At 71.2% G+C, this 15322-nt stretch carries 17 protein-coding genes; 9 read left to right on the top strand and 8 right to left on the bottom strand.

The window, feature by feature from the left end; all coding sequences use genetic code 11:
- Positions 1-52: 52 nt before the first annotated feature.
- The 4 genes from EDF28_RS03495 to EDF28_RS03480 all read left to right on the top strand — a co-directional run bounded on the left by EDF28_RS03495 (position 53) and on the right by EDF28_RS03480 (position 4276).
- Positions 53-1384: an MFS transporter gene (locus EDF28_RS03495; protein ID WP_260154503.1), complete on the top strand. Its 1332-nt coding sequence runs from the start codon at positions 53-55 to the stop codon at positions 1382-1384.
- A gap of 9 nt (positions 1385-1393) precedes the next feature.
- Positions 1394-2089, top strand: coding sequence for an endonuclease NucS (nucS, locus tag EDF28_RS03490; protein WP_111083752.1), 696 nt, complete (start codon positions 1394-1396; stop codon positions 2087-2089).
- A 193-nt stretch (positions 2090-2282) separates the two neighbouring features.
- Positions 2283-2939: an HAD hydrolase-like protein gene (locus EDF28_RS03485; protein WP_123937185.1), complete on the top strand. Its 657-nt coding sequence runs from the start codon at positions 2283-2285 to the stop codon at positions 2937-2939.
- Positions 2936-4276: a CynX/NimT family MFS transporter gene (locus tag EDF28_RS03480; RefSeq protein ID WP_311394732.1), complete on the top strand. Its 1341-nt coding sequence runs from the start codon at positions 2936-2938 to the stop codon at positions 4274-4276. The genes EDF28_RS03485 and EDF28_RS03480 overlap by 4 nt, the downstream gene beginning before the upstream one ends.
- A 120-nt stretch (positions 4277-4396) precedes the next feature.
- On the opposite strand, the gene EDF28_RS03475 is transcribed toward EDF28_RS03480, so the two are convergent.
- Positions 4397-5224: an SDR family oxidoreductase gene (locus EDF28_RS03475; protein WP_123937184.1), complete on the bottom strand. Its 828-nt coding sequence runs from the start codon at positions 5222-5224 to the stop codon at positions 4397-4399.
- 37 nt (positions 5225-5261) lie between these two features.
- A complete protein-coding gene (locus EDF28_RS03470) occupies positions 5262-5900 on the bottom strand; it encodes a nucleoside/nucleotide kinase family protein (protein WP_123937183.1) in 639 nt (212 codons plus the stop codon).
- 54 nt (positions 5901-5954) lie between these two features.
- Here EDF28_RS03470 and EDF28_RS03465 point away from each other — a divergent pair, with 54 nt between their 5' ends.
- The 3 genes from EDF28_RS03465 (at position 5955) to EDF28_RS03455 (ending at position 7301) form a co-directional block, all read left to right on the top strand.
- Positions 5955-6323, top strand: a complete 369-nt coding sequence (locus EDF28_RS03465; protein WP_123937182.1) for a VOC family protein — start codon at positions 5955-5957, stop codon at positions 6321-6323.
- Positions 6324-6399: 76 nt separating this feature from the next.
- A complete protein-coding gene (locus tag EDF28_RS03460) occupies positions 6400-6588 on the top strand; it encodes a hypothetical protein (protein WP_123937181.1) in 189 nt (62 codons plus the stop codon).
- Entirely contained in the window at positions 6585-7301 is a 717-nt protein-coding gene (locus tag EDF28_RS03455; RefSeq protein ID WP_123937180.1) for a hypothetical protein, read from the top strand. Before EDF28_RS03460 ends, EDF28_RS03455 begins: the two co-directional genes overlap by 4 nt.
- Before the next feature lie 4 nt (positions 7302-7305).
- Here the strand turns inward: EDF28_RS03455 and EDF28_RS03450 are convergent, their stop codons facing one another.
- The 5 genes from EDF28_RS03450 to EDF28_RS03430 form a co-directional block, all read right to left on the bottom strand.
- Positions 7306-7746 carry an NUDIX hydrolase gene (locus EDF28_RS03450; protein ID WP_123294468.1) on the bottom strand — a complete coding sequence of 147 codons (441 nt, stop codon included), beginning with the start codon at positions 7744-7746 and terminating at the stop codon, positions 7306-7308.
- Positions 7747-7824: 78 nt separating this feature from the next.
- Positions 7825-8415, bottom strand: a complete 591-nt coding sequence (locus tag EDF28_RS03445) for a TetR/AcrR family transcriptional regulator (protein WP_123937179.1) — start codon at positions 8413-8415, stop codon at positions 7825-7827.
- 114 nt (positions 8416-8529) lie between these two features.
- Positions 8530-9852, bottom strand: coding sequence for a carboxylesterase family protein (locus tag EDF28_RS03440; protein ID WP_123937178.1), 1323 nt, complete (start codon positions 9850-9852; stop codon positions 8530-8532).
- A 10-nt stretch (positions 9853-9862) separates the two neighbouring features.
- The gene (locus EDF28_RS03435; protein WP_123339270.1) at positions 9863-11095 is read right to left on the bottom strand and encodes an MFS transporter; all 1233 of its coding nucleotides are present in this window, start codon (positions 11093-11095) and stop codon (positions 9863-9865) included.
- A 4-nt stretch (positions 11096-11099) separates the two neighbouring features.
- Entirely contained in the window at positions 11100-12398 is a 1299-nt protein-coding gene (locus EDF28_RS03430; RefSeq protein ID WP_123294465.1) for an MFS transporter, read from the bottom strand.
- Between the two features lie 254 nt (positions 12399-12652).
- Here EDF28_RS03430 and EDF28_RS03425 point away from each other — a divergent pair, with 254 nt between their 5' ends.
- Both EDF28_RS03425 and EDF28_RS03420 read left to right on the top strand, forming a co-directional pair.
- Entirely contained in the window at positions 12653-13453 is an 801-nt protein-coding gene (locus tag EDF28_RS03425) for a sugar phosphate isomerase/epimerase (protein WP_173169103.1), read from the top strand.
- The gene (locus tag EDF28_RS03420) at positions 13429-14565 is read left to right on the top strand and encodes a Gfo/Idh/MocA family protein (RefSeq protein WP_123294463.1); all 1137 of its coding nucleotides are present in this window, start codon (positions 13429-13431) and stop codon (positions 14563-14565) included. The genes EDF28_RS03425 and EDF28_RS03420 overlap by 25 nt, the downstream gene beginning before the upstream one ends.
- Before the next feature lie 125 nt (positions 14566-14690).
- Here EDF28_RS03420 and EDF28_RS03415 read toward each other — a convergent pair whose 3' ends face one another.
- The gene (locus EDF28_RS03415; RefSeq protein WP_123937177.1) at positions 14691-15305 is read right to left on the bottom strand and encodes a TetR/AcrR family transcriptional regulator; all 615 of its coding nucleotides are present in this window, start codon (positions 15303-15305) and stop codon (positions 14691-14693) included.
- Positions 15306-15322: the final 17 nt, after the last annotated feature.

Raw genomic sequence — 15322 nt, 5'->3', positions numbered from 1 at the left:
CGCAGCGCGACCCGCACCACGACCACCAGCAACGAAGCACGATGGGACCACCATGACGACGCCGTCCACCCGCACCGTTCCGACCACCAGGGCCTGGATCATCGCGGTGTTCGTGGTGTTCACCCTGTCCGGGCTCGACATCGCGACGTGGCTCGGCCGGATCCCGAGCGTCCGCGACTCATTGGGCGCGAGCACGTTCGAGATGGGGCTGCTCGTGCTCGGCATGGCCGTCGGTTCGATCGGTGGCCTGACCTTCGCCGGCCACATCGTCGCCAAGCTCGGCGCGCGGCGCGGGATCCAGATCGCCGCCGCCTGCCTGGCGCTCGGCATGGTCTTCGCTGGCATCGCGGTCACGCTCGGCTGGGGCTTCGCCGCCATCTGGATCGCCCTGATCGCCTTCGGGTTCGGCAACGGCCTGTGCGACGTGTCGATGAACGTGTCCGGTGCCGCAGCCGAGAAGGCCGGCGGGCGCACGATCATGCCGCTGTTCCACGCAGCGTTCTCCCTCGGAACGCTGGCGGGCGCCGGGCTCGGAGCGCTGGCCGAGCGGCTCGAGATCCCCGTCTCCGTGCACTTCATCGTGCTGGTCGTCATCACGAGCGCCGCGATGCTCGTCGCCGTCACGAAGTTCCAGGACGAGCACCGCTTCGCCGAGCAGGTCTCCACCGACACCAGCCCGGTCGCGACGCCGCTCACCCGCATGCAGGTCTGGGCACAGCCGTCCACGATCCTGATCGGCGTGATCGTGCTCGGCATGGCCCTGGCCGAGGGATCCGCGAACGACTGGCTGCCGCTCGCGATGATCGACGGCCACGGGCTCGACAACGCCGCCGGTGCCGGCGTGCTCACGGTGTTCCTCGCCGCGATGACCGTCGGCCGCGTCGCCGGCAGCCCCCTCATCGACAAGTTCGGGCGCGTCCCGATCCTGCGCATCAGCGCCGCCGTCGCGGTGGTCGGCCTCGGCATGCTCATCTTCATCGACAACGTGCCGCTCGCGATCGTGGGCGTCGTGCTCTGGGGCCTCGGTGCCAGCCTCGGTTTCCCGATGGGCATGTCGGCCGCCGCCGACGACCCCCGCACGGCCGCCGCCAAGGTCAGCGCCGTCGCGACCATCGGGTACGTGGCGTTCCTGGCCGGTCCTCCGCTCATCGGGTTCCTCGGCGAGCACGTCGGACTGCTCGGTGCGCTCCTGGTCGTCTTCGTGTTCATCATCGCGGCGGGACTCGCGTCGGGTGCCGCCCGTGAGACCGGCGCCGCCGCCAGGCCGACCCGTGGGGGCGGCGACGGACACGACGGGGGCGAGCCGCGCCTCCCGGCCGACAACGCCGACAACGTCCACAACGCGACGAGCGCGCCGTCCGGGTCGGGACGCGACGCCCGTTAGGCTTCCCGGGTGCGTCTCGTCATCGCCCGCTGCTCCGTCGACTACGCGGGCCGGCTCTCAGCCCACCTGCCGCTCGCGACCCGTCTGCTCATGCTCAAGGCGGACGGCTCGCTGCTCGTGCACTCCGACGGTGGCAGCTACAAGCCGCTGAACTGGATGAGCCCGCCGTGCTCGATCGAGATGAGCGAGCCGGACGAGGAGCAGACCGTCGGTGGCATCACCGAGGTCTGGACGGTGACGCAGAAGAAGACCCAGGACCGCCTGATCGTGTCCATCCACGAGGTCATCGCGGACCAGACCCACGACCTCGGCGTCGACCCGGGCCTGGTGAAGGACGGGGTCGAGGCGCACCTGCAGCAGCTCCTCGCGGAGCAGATCGAACTGCTCGGAGACGGCCACACGCTGGTCCGCCGCGAGTACATGACCGCCATCGGGCCGGTCGACATCCTGGCCCGCGACGACGCCGGGGCGAGCGTCGCGGTCGAGATGAAGCGGAACGCCAACATCGACGCGGTCGAGCAGCTCACGCGCTACCTCGAACTCATGAACCGCGATCCGCACCTGCGGCCGGTGCAGGGCGTGCTGGCGGCGCAGACGGTGGCACCGCAGGCGCGCACCCTCGCCGAGGACCGCGGCATCCGCGTCCTCGTGCTCGACTACGACGCGATGCGCGGCATCGAGGGCGGGCACACCCGCCTGTTCTGAGCGCGGTCGCGTTGGTGGGTCTCCCGCCGGAACCAGGTTCCGGACACGGAACCGCGGAATCGCGTGGTGCTGTGTCCGGAACCAGGTTCCGCCCGACGGCCGCCGCCCGACCGGGAGGCCCGGTGCACGTCCGCCCCGTCGCGCGCGGCACCAGGATGGTCCCGTCGACCGCCGCCGGTAGGGTGGGCAGGACATGACCAGCCCGTTCTCCGCCATCCTGTTCGACCTCGACGGCACCATCAGCGACTCCGCGCCGGGCATCCTCGAGAGCCTGACGCACACCTTCCGCACCGTGGGCGTCCCGGTGCCCGACCACGACACCCTGATGTCGTTCGTCGGCCCGCCGATCATGGACACGTTCCGGGTCGCGATGGGCATGGACGAGGCGCAGGCGGAGCACACCCTCGCCGTGTACCGCGAGCACTACTTCTCGCACGGCGCCCTCGACTCGACGATGTTCCCCGGCATCGACGTCGTGCTCCGCGCGCTGCACGACGCGGGGCTGCCGATCTCGACCGCGACGAGCAAGCCCGAGACGCCGGCGACGTACATCCTCGAGCACTACGGGCTCACCGGGGACATCGACATCATCACGGGCGCCAGCGACGACGAGGTCCGGTCGAGCAAGGCCGACGTCGTCGAGGAAGCGCTGCGCCGCCTCGACGCCCGCGGGTTCGACATCAGCCGTCCGGTGCTCATCGGCGACCGGGTGCACGACGTCGAGGGCGCCACGGTGCACGGCGTCCCGGTGGTCTTCGCCGAGTGGGGGTACGGCTCCCCCGCCGAGGCCGAGGGCACCATCGCCACGGCCGCCACCCCGCTGGACCTGCTCCCGATCCTGCTGCCGTGACGGACGGGACCGACGCGACCGGCGGGACCGACGCGACGAGCGGGCACGGCCGGACCGGCGCGACGCGGCAGGGGCTGCGTGCCGCCGCGTGGGTACTGCCCGCCGCCATCGTCCTCATCGCACTGAACTTCCGCGGGCCGATCGTCGCGACGGCCCCGGTCATCGGCGACGTCCGGCTCGACCTCGGCCTGACGTCCACGATCGCCGGGCTGCTGACGACGATCCCCGTGCTCTGCTTCGCCCTGGCGACGCCGTTCGCCAGCTGGGTCATCGCGAAGGCCGACCCCGAGCGTGCGGTGTCCCTGTCGCTCGTCATCGTGCTCGCCGGCACCGTGGTGCGTTCGATGCCGTCGTCCGCCGCACTGCTCATCGGCACCGCGGTGATCGGCATCGGCATCACGATCGGCAACGTGGTGATCCCCGTCGTCATCCGGCGGGACACCTCACCGGAGCGCGTCGGCCTGGTCACCGGCGTCTACACGTCGGCGCTCAACGTCGGGTCGATGATCACGTCGCTCGCGACCGCTCCCCTGGCGGCGCTGTGGGGCTGGCCGATCGCCATCGCCGTGTGGGCGGTCTTCGCGGTCATCGCCGGGTTCGCGTGGACGTACGCAGTGGGTGCCCGGGCCGCGTGGCGCCGCCCGGTGCGCTCCGACGACGACGAGCCCCTGCCGATCACCGGTCCGATCGACCAGGTGCTCGACACCGGGGCGATCCGGACGATCCGCGCCGACCGGGCCGCGGCGGCCGCTGCTGCCACCGCCGCCGAGCCGGTCCGTCCCGCACGACGACTCATCACGTGGGGGCTCACGCTGGCCTTCGGCGGCCAGGCGTTCTCGTACTACGCCCTGACCGCCTGGATCCCGACCCTGCTGCACGACGAGATCGGGTTCTCGAAGGCGTCGTCCGGGGCGAGCTCATCAGTGTTCCAGATCCTGGCCGTGGTCGGTGCGCTCGGGGTCCCGCTGCTCGCGGCGAAGTGGCGGCCGCGGGCGATCATCGCGCTCGTCGCGTTCCTGTGGCTGGCGATGCCGCTCGGGCTGCTGTTCGCCCCGCAGCTCTGGCTGCTGTGGTCGGTGCTCGGCGGCGCGGCCCAGGGCGGCGGCATCACCGTGATCTTCATCGTGATCGTGCGGATCGTGTCGAGCGACGCCGATGCCCGTCGGATGTCCGCGTTCGTGCAGGGCGGCGGGTACCTGATCGGCTCGGCCGGGCCGCTCGTCGCGGGCGCGCTGCACGGTGCGACCGGGGACTGGACGGCACCGCTGCTCGTCGTGCTCGTGTCGGTGCTGACGCTCGGGGTCGTCGGCACGCTCGCCGCGCGCCGCGTGTCCTGAGCGGCGCCGCGCCCGCTGCGCTGCGCTGCGGGGCGCTTCGTGAGCAGAAATGGTCGGGTCGCCGCACCTGACCCGACCATTTCTGCTCACGAAGTCCCGCCCGCGCCCCGCCCGCGCCCACTACCGCGCGGCGAGCACCTCGCGGAGCGACATCGGGCGCCGGCCCGTGATCCGCTCGACGTCGCCGGACACGTGCGCGAGAGCCCCCTCGGCGATCGCCGTGTAGGTGCTCACCCACGCGTCGGCCTGCCACGGCTCGGGGTTCCACTGCGCACGAGACGCGTACGCCTCGTCCAGCGTCTCCGGGTGGTACGTCACCGTCCGGCCACGCACCTCGGTCACCACCGCGGCGGCTTCGGCGAGCGTGAACGCCGCCGGCCCGGTCAGCTCGTACGTGCGGTCCACGTGCGCACCCGGGTCCTGCAGCACGGTGGTCGCGACCCGTGCGACGTCCGCACGGGCGACCGCCGCCATGGCGCCGTCGCCTGCCGGCCCGCGGATCACGCCGTCCTCGCCGACCAGGTCCTCGACGAAGTCCAGGTAGAAGCTGTCCCGCAGGAACGTGTACGCCGTGTCGGTCGCGCGGATCGCCTGCTCGGTCGCCCAGTGGTCGCGCCCGAGGGTGAAGGTCGCGTCCTCGGCCGCGCCGAGGAACGACGTGTAGACGACGTGCCGCACACCGGCTTCGGCAGCTGCTGCGACGAAGGTGCGGTGCTGGTCGAGCCGGTCCTCGGCCTCGGCCGCCGACACCATCAGGAGCACGTCGACCCCCTCGAGCGCCGCCCGGCTGGCGTCGGCGAACGTCGCGACCGCGACCTCGGCGCCGGGCAGCTCCGGCGCGCGCGCTGCGTCGCGCACGATCATCCGGAACGGCACGTCGTCCGCGGCGAGCGCGCGTGCGACGGCGCCCCCGATGTTGCCGGTCGCTCCGGTGATGGCGATGGTCATGGTCGCTCCTTCGATCGGTGTCGCGTCGGTCTGCTGGTCACGTCCGCACCGTCATGGAGGCACGGATCACCGTGGGCGCGACCCTCGCCGCGTTCACGCCGTCGACCTCCACCGCCCAGGCACGCGCGGCGTCGTGGTCGCGTCCGTGACGCATGTGCCGACCGACCAGGCGGTCGACCCGCACCCCGTCGTCGACGGCGCAGAACCAGGTCTCGGTGAACAGGTCGCCGAGCGCTGCCCACGGTTCGGCATCGTCGAGCAGGTAGTTCCCCTCGGAGACCACGAGCCGGGCGGTCGGCGGGACGGCGATGCTGCCGGCGACGGGCTCGTCGATGCGGCGGTCGAAGTCCGGCGCCCACACGGTGGTGTCGGCAACGACGAGTCGTCGGACCAGAGCGACGTAGCCGTCGGCGTCGAACGTGTCGACGGCACCCTTGCGGTCGTGCCGGCCGAGGGCGTCGAGCGCCGCGTTCGACAGGTGGAAGCCGTCCATCGGCACCTGCACCGCCGTGCCGGCCCCGAGTCGCTCGTCGACGGCGGCGACCACGCGGCGGGCCAGGGTCGACTTGCCGGCACCGGGAGCACCCGCGATGCCGAGCACTGCCCGGGGCCCCGCCGAGGCCAGCTCGACCGCACGCTCGACGGCGTCGTCGACGCTGCTGTCCGGGTGGCTCACGGCCCCATCCTGGCAGAGCGCGCCGACACCGGACCGGGGTGGTTCACTGGCGGCATGGTCGATGCGACGAAGGCGTTCAGCGGGTTCTCGGTACGGGACGTCCCGGAGGCGAAGGAGTTCTACCAGGACGTCCTGGGGGTCGAGGTCTCCGAGGACCACGGCATGCTCTTCCTGCAGCTCGGCGACGGCCACGGTGTCCTCGTCTACCCGAAGGGCCCTGCGCACGAACCCGCGGCCTTCACGGTGCTGAACTTCCCCGTGCCGGACGTCGACACCGCGGTGGACGAGCTCACCGCGAAGGGCATCACGTTCCTGCAGTACGAGGGGATGACCGACGAGAAGGGCGTGAACCGCAAGGGCGGGCCGCTCATCGCCTGGTTCACCGACCCGTCGGGCAACGTCCTGAGCGTCGTCGCCGAGTGAACATGTTGTATTCAGAAAGCTCGCGCCGGCCCCACTGACCGCCCTACCGTCGTCCCACACCGACGAGAGGACGGCCATGACCGCTGTAGTGGGACGACACTGGACCCGCGAGGAACTCCTCATCGAACGCGCGCGGGTCCGGGCGCAGTGGGACCTCGATGAACGAGAGTTCGCGCCGACCGAGCAGTGGCGCGATCTCTTCACCGACGAGTACCTGGCTCAGGACTGGCTCGACAGCATCTCCTTCCTGCTGGGCGAGCGATGACCGGCAACGCGGAGTCCGCGGCCCAGCAGCAGATGGAGCTCACGCAGGAACTCCTGGACGGTTCCCTGCCCGGACACGGAGTGCGGGTCACCTCCGATCTCGATGTCGCGAGCGGAACGATCGTCGTGCAACCGACCGCCGAAGCACGAAGGACTCCCCCACTCCGCCTGACTGTCGGAGGCGTCCACACGGCCGACATCTCGGTGTCGATCCGCTTCCGGTGGCTCGACCACTGCCGCGCGCTCGCGGTGAACGAGAGCCGGTTCAGTTTGCTCCTTGCGGACGAGCGCCAGCCGCTGGTCCGTTTCGAGTTCCAAGAAGCGTTGACCGCCACCCCGCAGTCGCACTGGCACCTGCACGCCGAGCGCGGCGCGTTCAGTGCATTGCTGGCCAGGGCGGGCGACAACGGATCAGGGCGTCGGGACGCTGCTCGGTTGTCCTCGCTGCACTTCCCGCTCGGCGGCCCGCACTTCCGACCGAGTCTCGCCGACGTGGTCGAGTTCGTCATCGTCGAGTGCGGCGTCGATTCGCTCCCGACCTGGCGGTCAGCGGTGCACGAGTTCCGGAAGCAATGGCGCCGAGGCGAAGCGGCCGCGACTGCTCGTCAGTTCCCCGCCGAGACCGCCGGGGCACTCCGCGCACTCGGGTGGTCCGTCCAGCCGCCAGCACCCGCTGAGATCCCGGCACAGTTCGCGACGCTGGCCGCCGGATGAGGGGTCAGCGCGTGAGCGCACCCGCCCACGCCAGTGCGACGGGTACGAGCAGCCCGTGCCGGTGGTGCGGGAGCTCGGCGATGGGCAGCCAGCGCGACTCGTCGGTCGACCCGTCGATCTCGTCGCGCAGTGTGCCGCCGACGACCGTCGCGCGGAACACGACCTGCACGGCCTTCATCGGGCGACCGTTGGCGTGGATCCGGCGCTCGGCGGGGACGACGTGGTGCCGGACGCCGAGCAGGGCGCCGACCTCGGACTCGTACCCGGTCTCCTCGCGGACCTCGCGCACGACGGCCTGCTCGACGGTCTCGTCGAACTCGACGCCACCGCCCGGCAACGTCCACGTGCCGGCTTCGGGAAAGCGCAGCTTCGCCAGGAGCACCCGGTCACCGTCCGTGATCACGCCGTACGCGGCGAGCCGGGTGTCGTAGTCGGTGTACTCCATGGGCCGACCATGCCAGGTGCGCGAGCCGACGCACGCAAGCCGCGCCGTGCCTCCCGTCCGTGCTCCCGCTCGGAGTCCTCAGGCGTCGACGCGCGCTGCTGCCCAGCCGACCCGCATCCGGGCGACGGCGCGGTCGAAGCCGCTCAGTGGCTCGGCGTCGTCGCGGACCATCGCCTGCAGCTGCAGCCCCTCGAACAGTGCCATGAGCTGCTCGGCGGCGTGCCGGGGCGAGGCGCCCCGTGGCTCGCGGGCAGCGACGACGTCACGGACCAGGGCGAGGGTGAGGTCCTCGAACGCCCGGGTGTACTGGGTGCGGAACCACCCGGCTGCGGGGTGGCCGGGGTTCGACGCGGCGCTGAGCACGGCGATCCGGAGCCGGACGAGGGCCGGGTCCGTGACGCCGGCCTCGAGCCGGGCACGCAGGTACGCGACGGCACCGTCCCGTTCGGCGACGGGCCACAGCGCGAGCCGGCTGCCGTTGTTCCACCGGTCGATGACCGCGACGACGAGGAGTTCCCACATCGGGAACGCTCGGCTGACCTCGGCGACCGGCACCTCGGCGTGCTCGGCGACCTCGTCCGGTCCGACCCGGTGGAAGTCCGTCGCGCGGTACGCCTCGATCGCGCCGGACACGATGCGTGCACGGAGATCGGCGTCGGGCGTGGGCATGCTGACGATTGTCCGGTCCCGGGGGCGACCACGCGACCGCCAGTTCAGGGGGCGCGAAGACGGCCAGTGCCGGTCGAACGTCAGAGCCGGTCGAAGGTCAGGGCCGGTCGAAGGTCAGGGCCGGTCGAAGGTCAGCGTCTCGTCGTCCGGGGCGGTGACGGCGCCGGTCCGGGCGAACTCGGCCCAGATCGCACGGAAGGCCCGGCCGCGCCGCTCGACCTCGGGCCAGTCGCGCTCGGGGACGAAGCGGGTGCCGGCCCAGGCCTCGCGGCCGCCGAGCAACAGCGGCAGGTCGCTCATGTGGACGGCGCCGGTCGGCGCGGTCGTCACGCCACGGACGAGCCGGTAGGACGTCGCCCGCCCGCCGGCTCGACGATGCCGCGCGGTGAAGCGTCGGACGTCGCGGCCGTAGATGACGTCGGAGAGCGGACGGACCACCCACCAGCGGAGCGCCGGGCGCAGGATCCGTGACCGAGCGACCCGCGACAGACCGCGGACCAACGGCACGTACATGCCGGTCTCGTCCGTCGCGGAACCGATCAGGACGTCGACGTCGGGAGCGACTCGGCTCCAGGCGTCGTCGAGGTCGCGTTCGGCGGGCAACGGGGCGAACCCGTACTGGGTGCCGAACGGCATCCCGCCCGCGAGTCCGTACGACGCGGCCGCCCGGGTGCCGAGAGCCTGCCGTTCGAGCAGGTCGTCGAGCGGGGTGTCGGCGTGCACGGCACCGACGGCCCGGATCATCGCGCGGTTCATCCGGGACCGACCGCGCGACAGCCCGAGCGGTGCGCTCTGGATGATCGCCCGGCGGAACAGCCCGGCCGCGCCGTCGCTGATCATTAGGTGGGCTGCTGCGTCGCCGCCGGCCGACTGCCCGAACACCGTGACGAGGTCGGGGTCGCCACCGAACGCGGCGATGTTCGCCTGCACCCAGCGGAGCGACTCGAGCAGGTCGAGCAGTCCGAGGTTCGCCGGGATCGACGCCCCGTCGCCCAGGAACCCGAGGACCCCGAGCCGGAAGGTCACCGACACCACGATCACGCGCTGCTCGGTCACGAGGTCGCGGGCGTCGTAGATCGGCAGGTCGCCGCCGCCGATGACGTACGAGCCGCCGTGGATCCAGACCATCACGGGCAGGCGCTCGTCGGGCGTCACGTCGGCGGGCAGCGTGATCGACAGGCGCTGGCAGTGCTCGTCGACGGTGATGTCCTCGACCTCGCCGAGCAGCTGGTCGACGAACTGCGCGTGCGGCTGCGGCGCCACGGGGGACGGCGTCGACGCATGCAGTTCGCTCGCGAAGGGCGGCATCGGCTCCGGCGGCGCGAACCGGTCGGCCCGCGCGTAGGGGATCCCGAGCACCCGGACGACGTCACCGTCCACCGTCCCGACGATGCGACCGGCCGGGGTGTCGAACGGGGCAGGCGTCGCGTCGAGCATGGGCTCCACGCTACCGAGGGTCGCTGACCCGCTCGTGGGTCGGTTCGGCGACCGGACGCAGCGACCCGGATGCGGCGAAGGCGGCCACGAAGAGCACGGCGATCAACCAGAGCGCGCTGAGCGCGCCGACCTGCTCGGCGATCGCGCCGATGACGGGCGGGCCGGCGAAGTTCGCGAAGTACCCGATCGACGCGACGACGCTGACCCGGGCGGCCGGGTTCGGGCCGCTCTGCGCCGCTGCCGACATGCCGAGCGGGAACCCCATCGAGACGCCGACCGCCCAGAGGACCACGCCGATGAGCGTGAGCCACCAGGTCGTGCCGACGATGAACAGGACGGCGCCGAGGATGCCGAGCGCGGTCGTCCAGCGGACCGTCCGGACCCGTCCGAGCCGATCGACGACGGGGCCGGCGAAGACGCGCGTCGCGGCCTCGGAGACCGCGAACACGGTGAAGAAGAGGGCCCCGATCGTCGCCGTCTGGCCGTGTCCGTCGGTGGCCGCCAGGGCGAGCCAGTTGTTCGCCGACCCCTCGCCGAGTTCGACGCCGAGCATCACGACGCCGATCAGCAGCAGTCGGACGTCCGCCCAGCCGCGCGCCCACTGCCGCAGGCGCTGCCGCGGGGTGAGCGTCGTGTCGTGTTCCTCGGCGCGCGTGCCGTCCGGGATCGCACGCATGGCGATCACGCCGACCACCAGGATGACGACCGCCTCACCGATCAACTGGGCCGAGGGGGTGATGCCCAGCCATGCGCAGAGGGCGGCGATCCCGGCGCCGAGGGCCGCGCCTCCCGACCAGGCGGCGTGCATCAACGGGAGCAGCGTGCGACCGGCGAGCGCCTCGATCGCCGTGCCCTCGACGTTCGCCATGACGTCGAGCGCCCCGATCCCGGCACCGGCGACGACGAACCCGACGCTCGCGAGCGGCACGGAGTGCAGCGCAGCGGCGACGCCGATGAGTGCCAGTGCGGCAGGGACCAGGACGGCGACCGCCGTCAGGGCACGTCGGCCGCCCAGGCGCCGGAGCAGCGGGGCGGCGCTGAGCAGGCCGCCGATCGAGCCGATCGTGACACCGCCGAGCATGAGACCGATGGTGCCGATGTCGACACCGAGCTCGACGCGGAGCTCCGGGAGCCGGGGACCCCAGCCGGCCAGGCTGATCCCGCCGATGGCGAACGCGACGATGATCGCGTTCCGCCACCCGGCGAGCTGGCTGCGGTCCACGTCGACCCCGGAGGTGTGCATCCGGCTATCGAACCCGCTTGATGGGGATCACCACAAGGGCACCGATGATGGCGATCGCACCGGCGGCCCAGCACATGAGCGTGTAGTTGTCGGCGGCGTCGCCCGACCCGATCTTCAGGAAGAACAGTGCGACGGCCGGAGCGAGCGACTGCGGCAGCGCGTTGGCGATGTTGATGACCCCGAGGTCCTTGCCGGGGCGGTCGGCGTTCGGCAGCACGTCGACGACGAGCGCCGTGTCGATGGCCGAGTAGATCCCGTACGCGAAGCCCATGATGACCTCGGCCACGTAGAAGCCGTTCACGGTGTCGGCGTGCGCGAGCACGACCAGGCCGACGGCGAACATCGCCGTCGAACCGCCGACGAAGACCTTGCGACGGCCGATCTTGTCGGACGCCCAGCCGGACAGCGCCGCGCTGACCAGGAGCGCGATCGTGTAGAGCAGCACACCGAAGGCGACGGCCGCGGTGGCCTCCTTCGCGTCCTCGATGCCGAGGTGCTTCTCCATGTAGAGCAGGCGGTAGGTCGTGAACATGAAGGTGGCGAAGATGATCAGGAAGCGCGACCACCAGGCGAACGCGAAGTCCGGGTTCTTGATCGGGTTCGTCCAGAACGAGGCGATGAGGTTCAGGAACGTGAACTTCTTCAGCTTGTACGTCGGCAGGTCGTCACGGGCGACCACGGCGTACACCGCGACGAGGATGATCGCCAGGATGCCGGGTGCGATGAACAGCACGGGCAGGTTCGCGACGAAGAACACCGACAGGTAGGTGCCGGCGAGCACGGCGATGTTCTGCGCGAGGGCGATGATGCTCGACGAGCGGCCGCGCTGCAGCTGGGGGACGTTGTCGGCGAAGCTCGCGAGCAGGGTGGCCAGCGTCGCGTTGGCGGCGAGCTGGGCGAGGAGCCAGGCCAGCGTCAGGTTCAGGACGTCGGGCGAGTAGGCGATCCAGGCGAGGGCGATCGCGAAGACGACGACACCGCTCAGCAGCCAGGGCCTACGACGACCCCAACGGGTGCGGGTGCGGTCGGACAGCGCGCCGGCGAGGGGGTTCATGATGAGCGCACCGAACGCGCCGATCGGCAGCACCGAGCCGATGACGTTCGCCGCGTCGTCGCCGACCAGGGCCTGCGCCTTGAGCTGCATGCTGACGTAGACCGGTGCCATGAGTGCGACGAAGAGGCCGAACTGCCCGAGGAACAGGGCGATCTGGTAGCCGATGCCCACCTTCACGGTGCTGATCGGCTGGGTGATGCCCTCTTCGGGGTGCAACAGTGCCGGGCTGCCGGGTTCGGGTGTGCTCATGACGCCTCCTCGAGTCGATGCTGGTGGCCAAAACCGTCCTATGCACGGTTTTGACTGGCTGAGCATACATCGACAGGTGTCGTTCATGTACTGACGTGCGACACGGGGGACGCAAAAACTACACACCGGGTGGTTTTTGGGGTAGCGTCGTCATCGATCTCGCCGTGGAGCATCGCTCCTCGACGGACTGCGACACCCGGTGCTTCGACACCTGGGAGTCGCGACCCCCAGACAGGACCGAAGGAGCCTCTGCAATGCCCACCACTTCTGTGCAGCTGTACTCGCTGCGAGACGCCATCGCCGAAGACCTCGACAAGGCCATCGCCCGCGTCGCCGAGATCGGGTACGAGAACGTCGAGCCCTACGCGTTCGTCGAGCGTGCCACGGACCTCGAGCGTGCCTTCGCCGCGACCGGCCTCAAGGCGCCGTCCGGCCACGTCGCCGTGATCGACGCCGAGGACACCGCGCCGATCTGGGACGCCGCCGAGCGCCTCGGAATCCAGACGGTCATCGACCCGTTCATCCCGACCGACCGCTGGCAGACCGCCGACGACGTCGCGAAGATCGCCGAGCGCGTCAACGTCCTGACCGCCGAGGCAGCCTCGCGCGGCCTGCAGTTCGGCTACCACAACCACCAGTGGGAGTTCACGAACAAGGTCGACGGCCGCACGGTCTACGACCACTTCGTCGAGCAGATCAGCCCGGAGACGGTGCTCGAGCTCGACACCTTCTGGGCCACCGTCGGTGGCGCCGACGCCCCCGCCGTCCTGAAGGCACTCGGCGACCGCGTCGTTGCCATCCACGTCAAGGACGGCAAGGTCGACGGTGACATCCTCACCGCACTGCCCTCGTCGGAGAGCGCGCTCGTCGTGCCCGAGGCGCTGCAGCGTGCGTTCGAGAACCAGACCCCCGCGGGCCAGGGCGACGTGAACGTGGCGGGCATCCTCGCCGCGGCGCCGCAGGCCATCCGCGTCGTCGAGTTCGACGCCTACTCCGGCGACGTCTTCCAGGGCATCACCGAGTCCCTCGCATGGCTGAAGGACAACGACAAGTGAGCCGCATCGGAGTCGGCATCATCGGTGCGGGGAACATCTCGGACCAGTACCTGACGAACCTGACCCAGTTCGCCGACGTCGAGGTCCTGATGGTCGCCGACCTCATCCTCGAGCGCGCCGCGTCGCAGGCCGAGAAGTACGGCGTGCCCGCGTCCGGCACGGTCGAAGAGCTCCTCGCCCGCGACGACATCCAGATCGTGGTGAACATCACGATCCCCGCCGAGCACGCCAAGGTCGGGCAGCAGATCATCGCTGCCGGCAAGCACACCTGGAGCGAGAAGCCGGTCGCGACGAACGCCTCGGACGCGCAGGAGCTGCTCGCAGCTGCTGCCGCCGCCGGTGTCCGCTACGCCTGCGCTCCCGACACCGTCCTCGGTGCCGGCATCCAGACCGCCATCCGCGCCATCGCCCGCGGCGACATCGGCACGCCGCTCACCGCGACGACGATGTTCCACGTGCCCGGACCGGACCAGTGGCACCCGGACCCCGAGTTCCTGTACGCCCAGGGCGCCGGTCCGCTGTTCGACATCGGCCCGTACTACGTCACGACGCTCCTGCACGCCTTCGGCGCCGCCTCGCGCGTGCAGGCCGTGTCGTCGAAGTCCCGCGAGACGCGCGTGATCGGTTCCGGCCCCCGCGCCGGCACCGAGTTCGCCGTCGAGGTGCCCACGCACCACGCAGCGCTCATCTCGTTCGAGGGTGGCCAGTCGGCCCAGACGACCCTGTCGTTCCAGCACGCACTGCCCCGCAACGGATTCGTCGAGATCAACGGCTCCGAGGGCACCATCGTCCTGCCGGACCCGAACGTCTTCGACGGCGACAGCACGCTGTGGACGCTCGGCAAGGACGAGCCGACCACGCTGACGCACAAGGGCTCCACCTGGGGCCGTGGCACGGGTGTCGTCGAGCTGGCCCGCGCGATCGCCGAGGGCCGCCCGGAGCGCGCCTCCGGTGCCGTCGCGTCGCACGCGCTGGACGTCATGCTCGGCATCCGCGACGCCGCCGAGTCGGGTCAGTCCGTCGAGATCACCTCGTCGATCGACCCGATCCAGCCGCTCCCCGAGGACTTCGACCCCGCCGCCGCGGTCCTCGCCGAGGCCGCGAACGCGTAGTCACGTCGTGCGTCGCGCACCGCGCCGCACCTGGTGAGCAGGAATGGTCGGGTCCCGAACGGGGACCCGACCATTTCTGCTCACGAAACGCACGCGCCACGCACGCACGCACGCACGCACCGGCATCACTCCGGCGGCGCGGGCACGATCTGCTCGAGCAACCGCAGCACCTTCTCGCCGTCGACGGCCTCGGGGTCGAGCAACCACTGCACCTGCAGCCCGTCGGACGCCGCGATGCTCAGCGAAGCGAGGTCGACCGGGTCCAGGTCGCTGCGGATCCGCCCCGCTTCCTGGTCCGCCGCGATCAACGCGGCCAGGTCGGCCCGGAGCCGGGTGAACCGCTCCCGCATGAAGTCACGTGTCGCCGGGTGCCCCTCCTGCACGGCGTCGGCCGCGAGCGTCGTGTAGAGCTGCACCAGGCCCGGCACCGCACGGTTGCGCGAGGCACTGTCGCGCATGTCCCCGATCGCCGACTTCAACCGGTCGGGCGCCCCCTGCTCGCGCACCTCGTGCTCGCGGTAGACGGCGAGCAGCAGTTCGTCACGGCTGGGGAAGTAGTGGCGGAGCGCCGCGTGGGTGATCCCGAGGGCCTCGGCCACGGACCGCAACGACGATGCGTCGACGCCCTGTTCCGCGACCATGCGGATCATCTCGTCGAGGATCTGGGTCCGGCGCTCGGCTCCCTTGCGGTACCCGCCGCGTCGCGGCGGGGCCGCGTCGTCGTCGGCGGGGTGCGTCATGCACCCAACTTACCGCT

It is taken from the genome of Curtobacterium sp. PhB137 (genome assembly GCF_003814955.1).
Classification (GTDB): domain Bacteria; phylum Actinomycetota; class Actinomycetes; order Actinomycetales; family Microbacteriaceae; genus Curtobacterium.
Note: the sequence above shows the minus strand (reverse complement) of the source record. Positions and strands in the feature narration are given on the sequence as shown.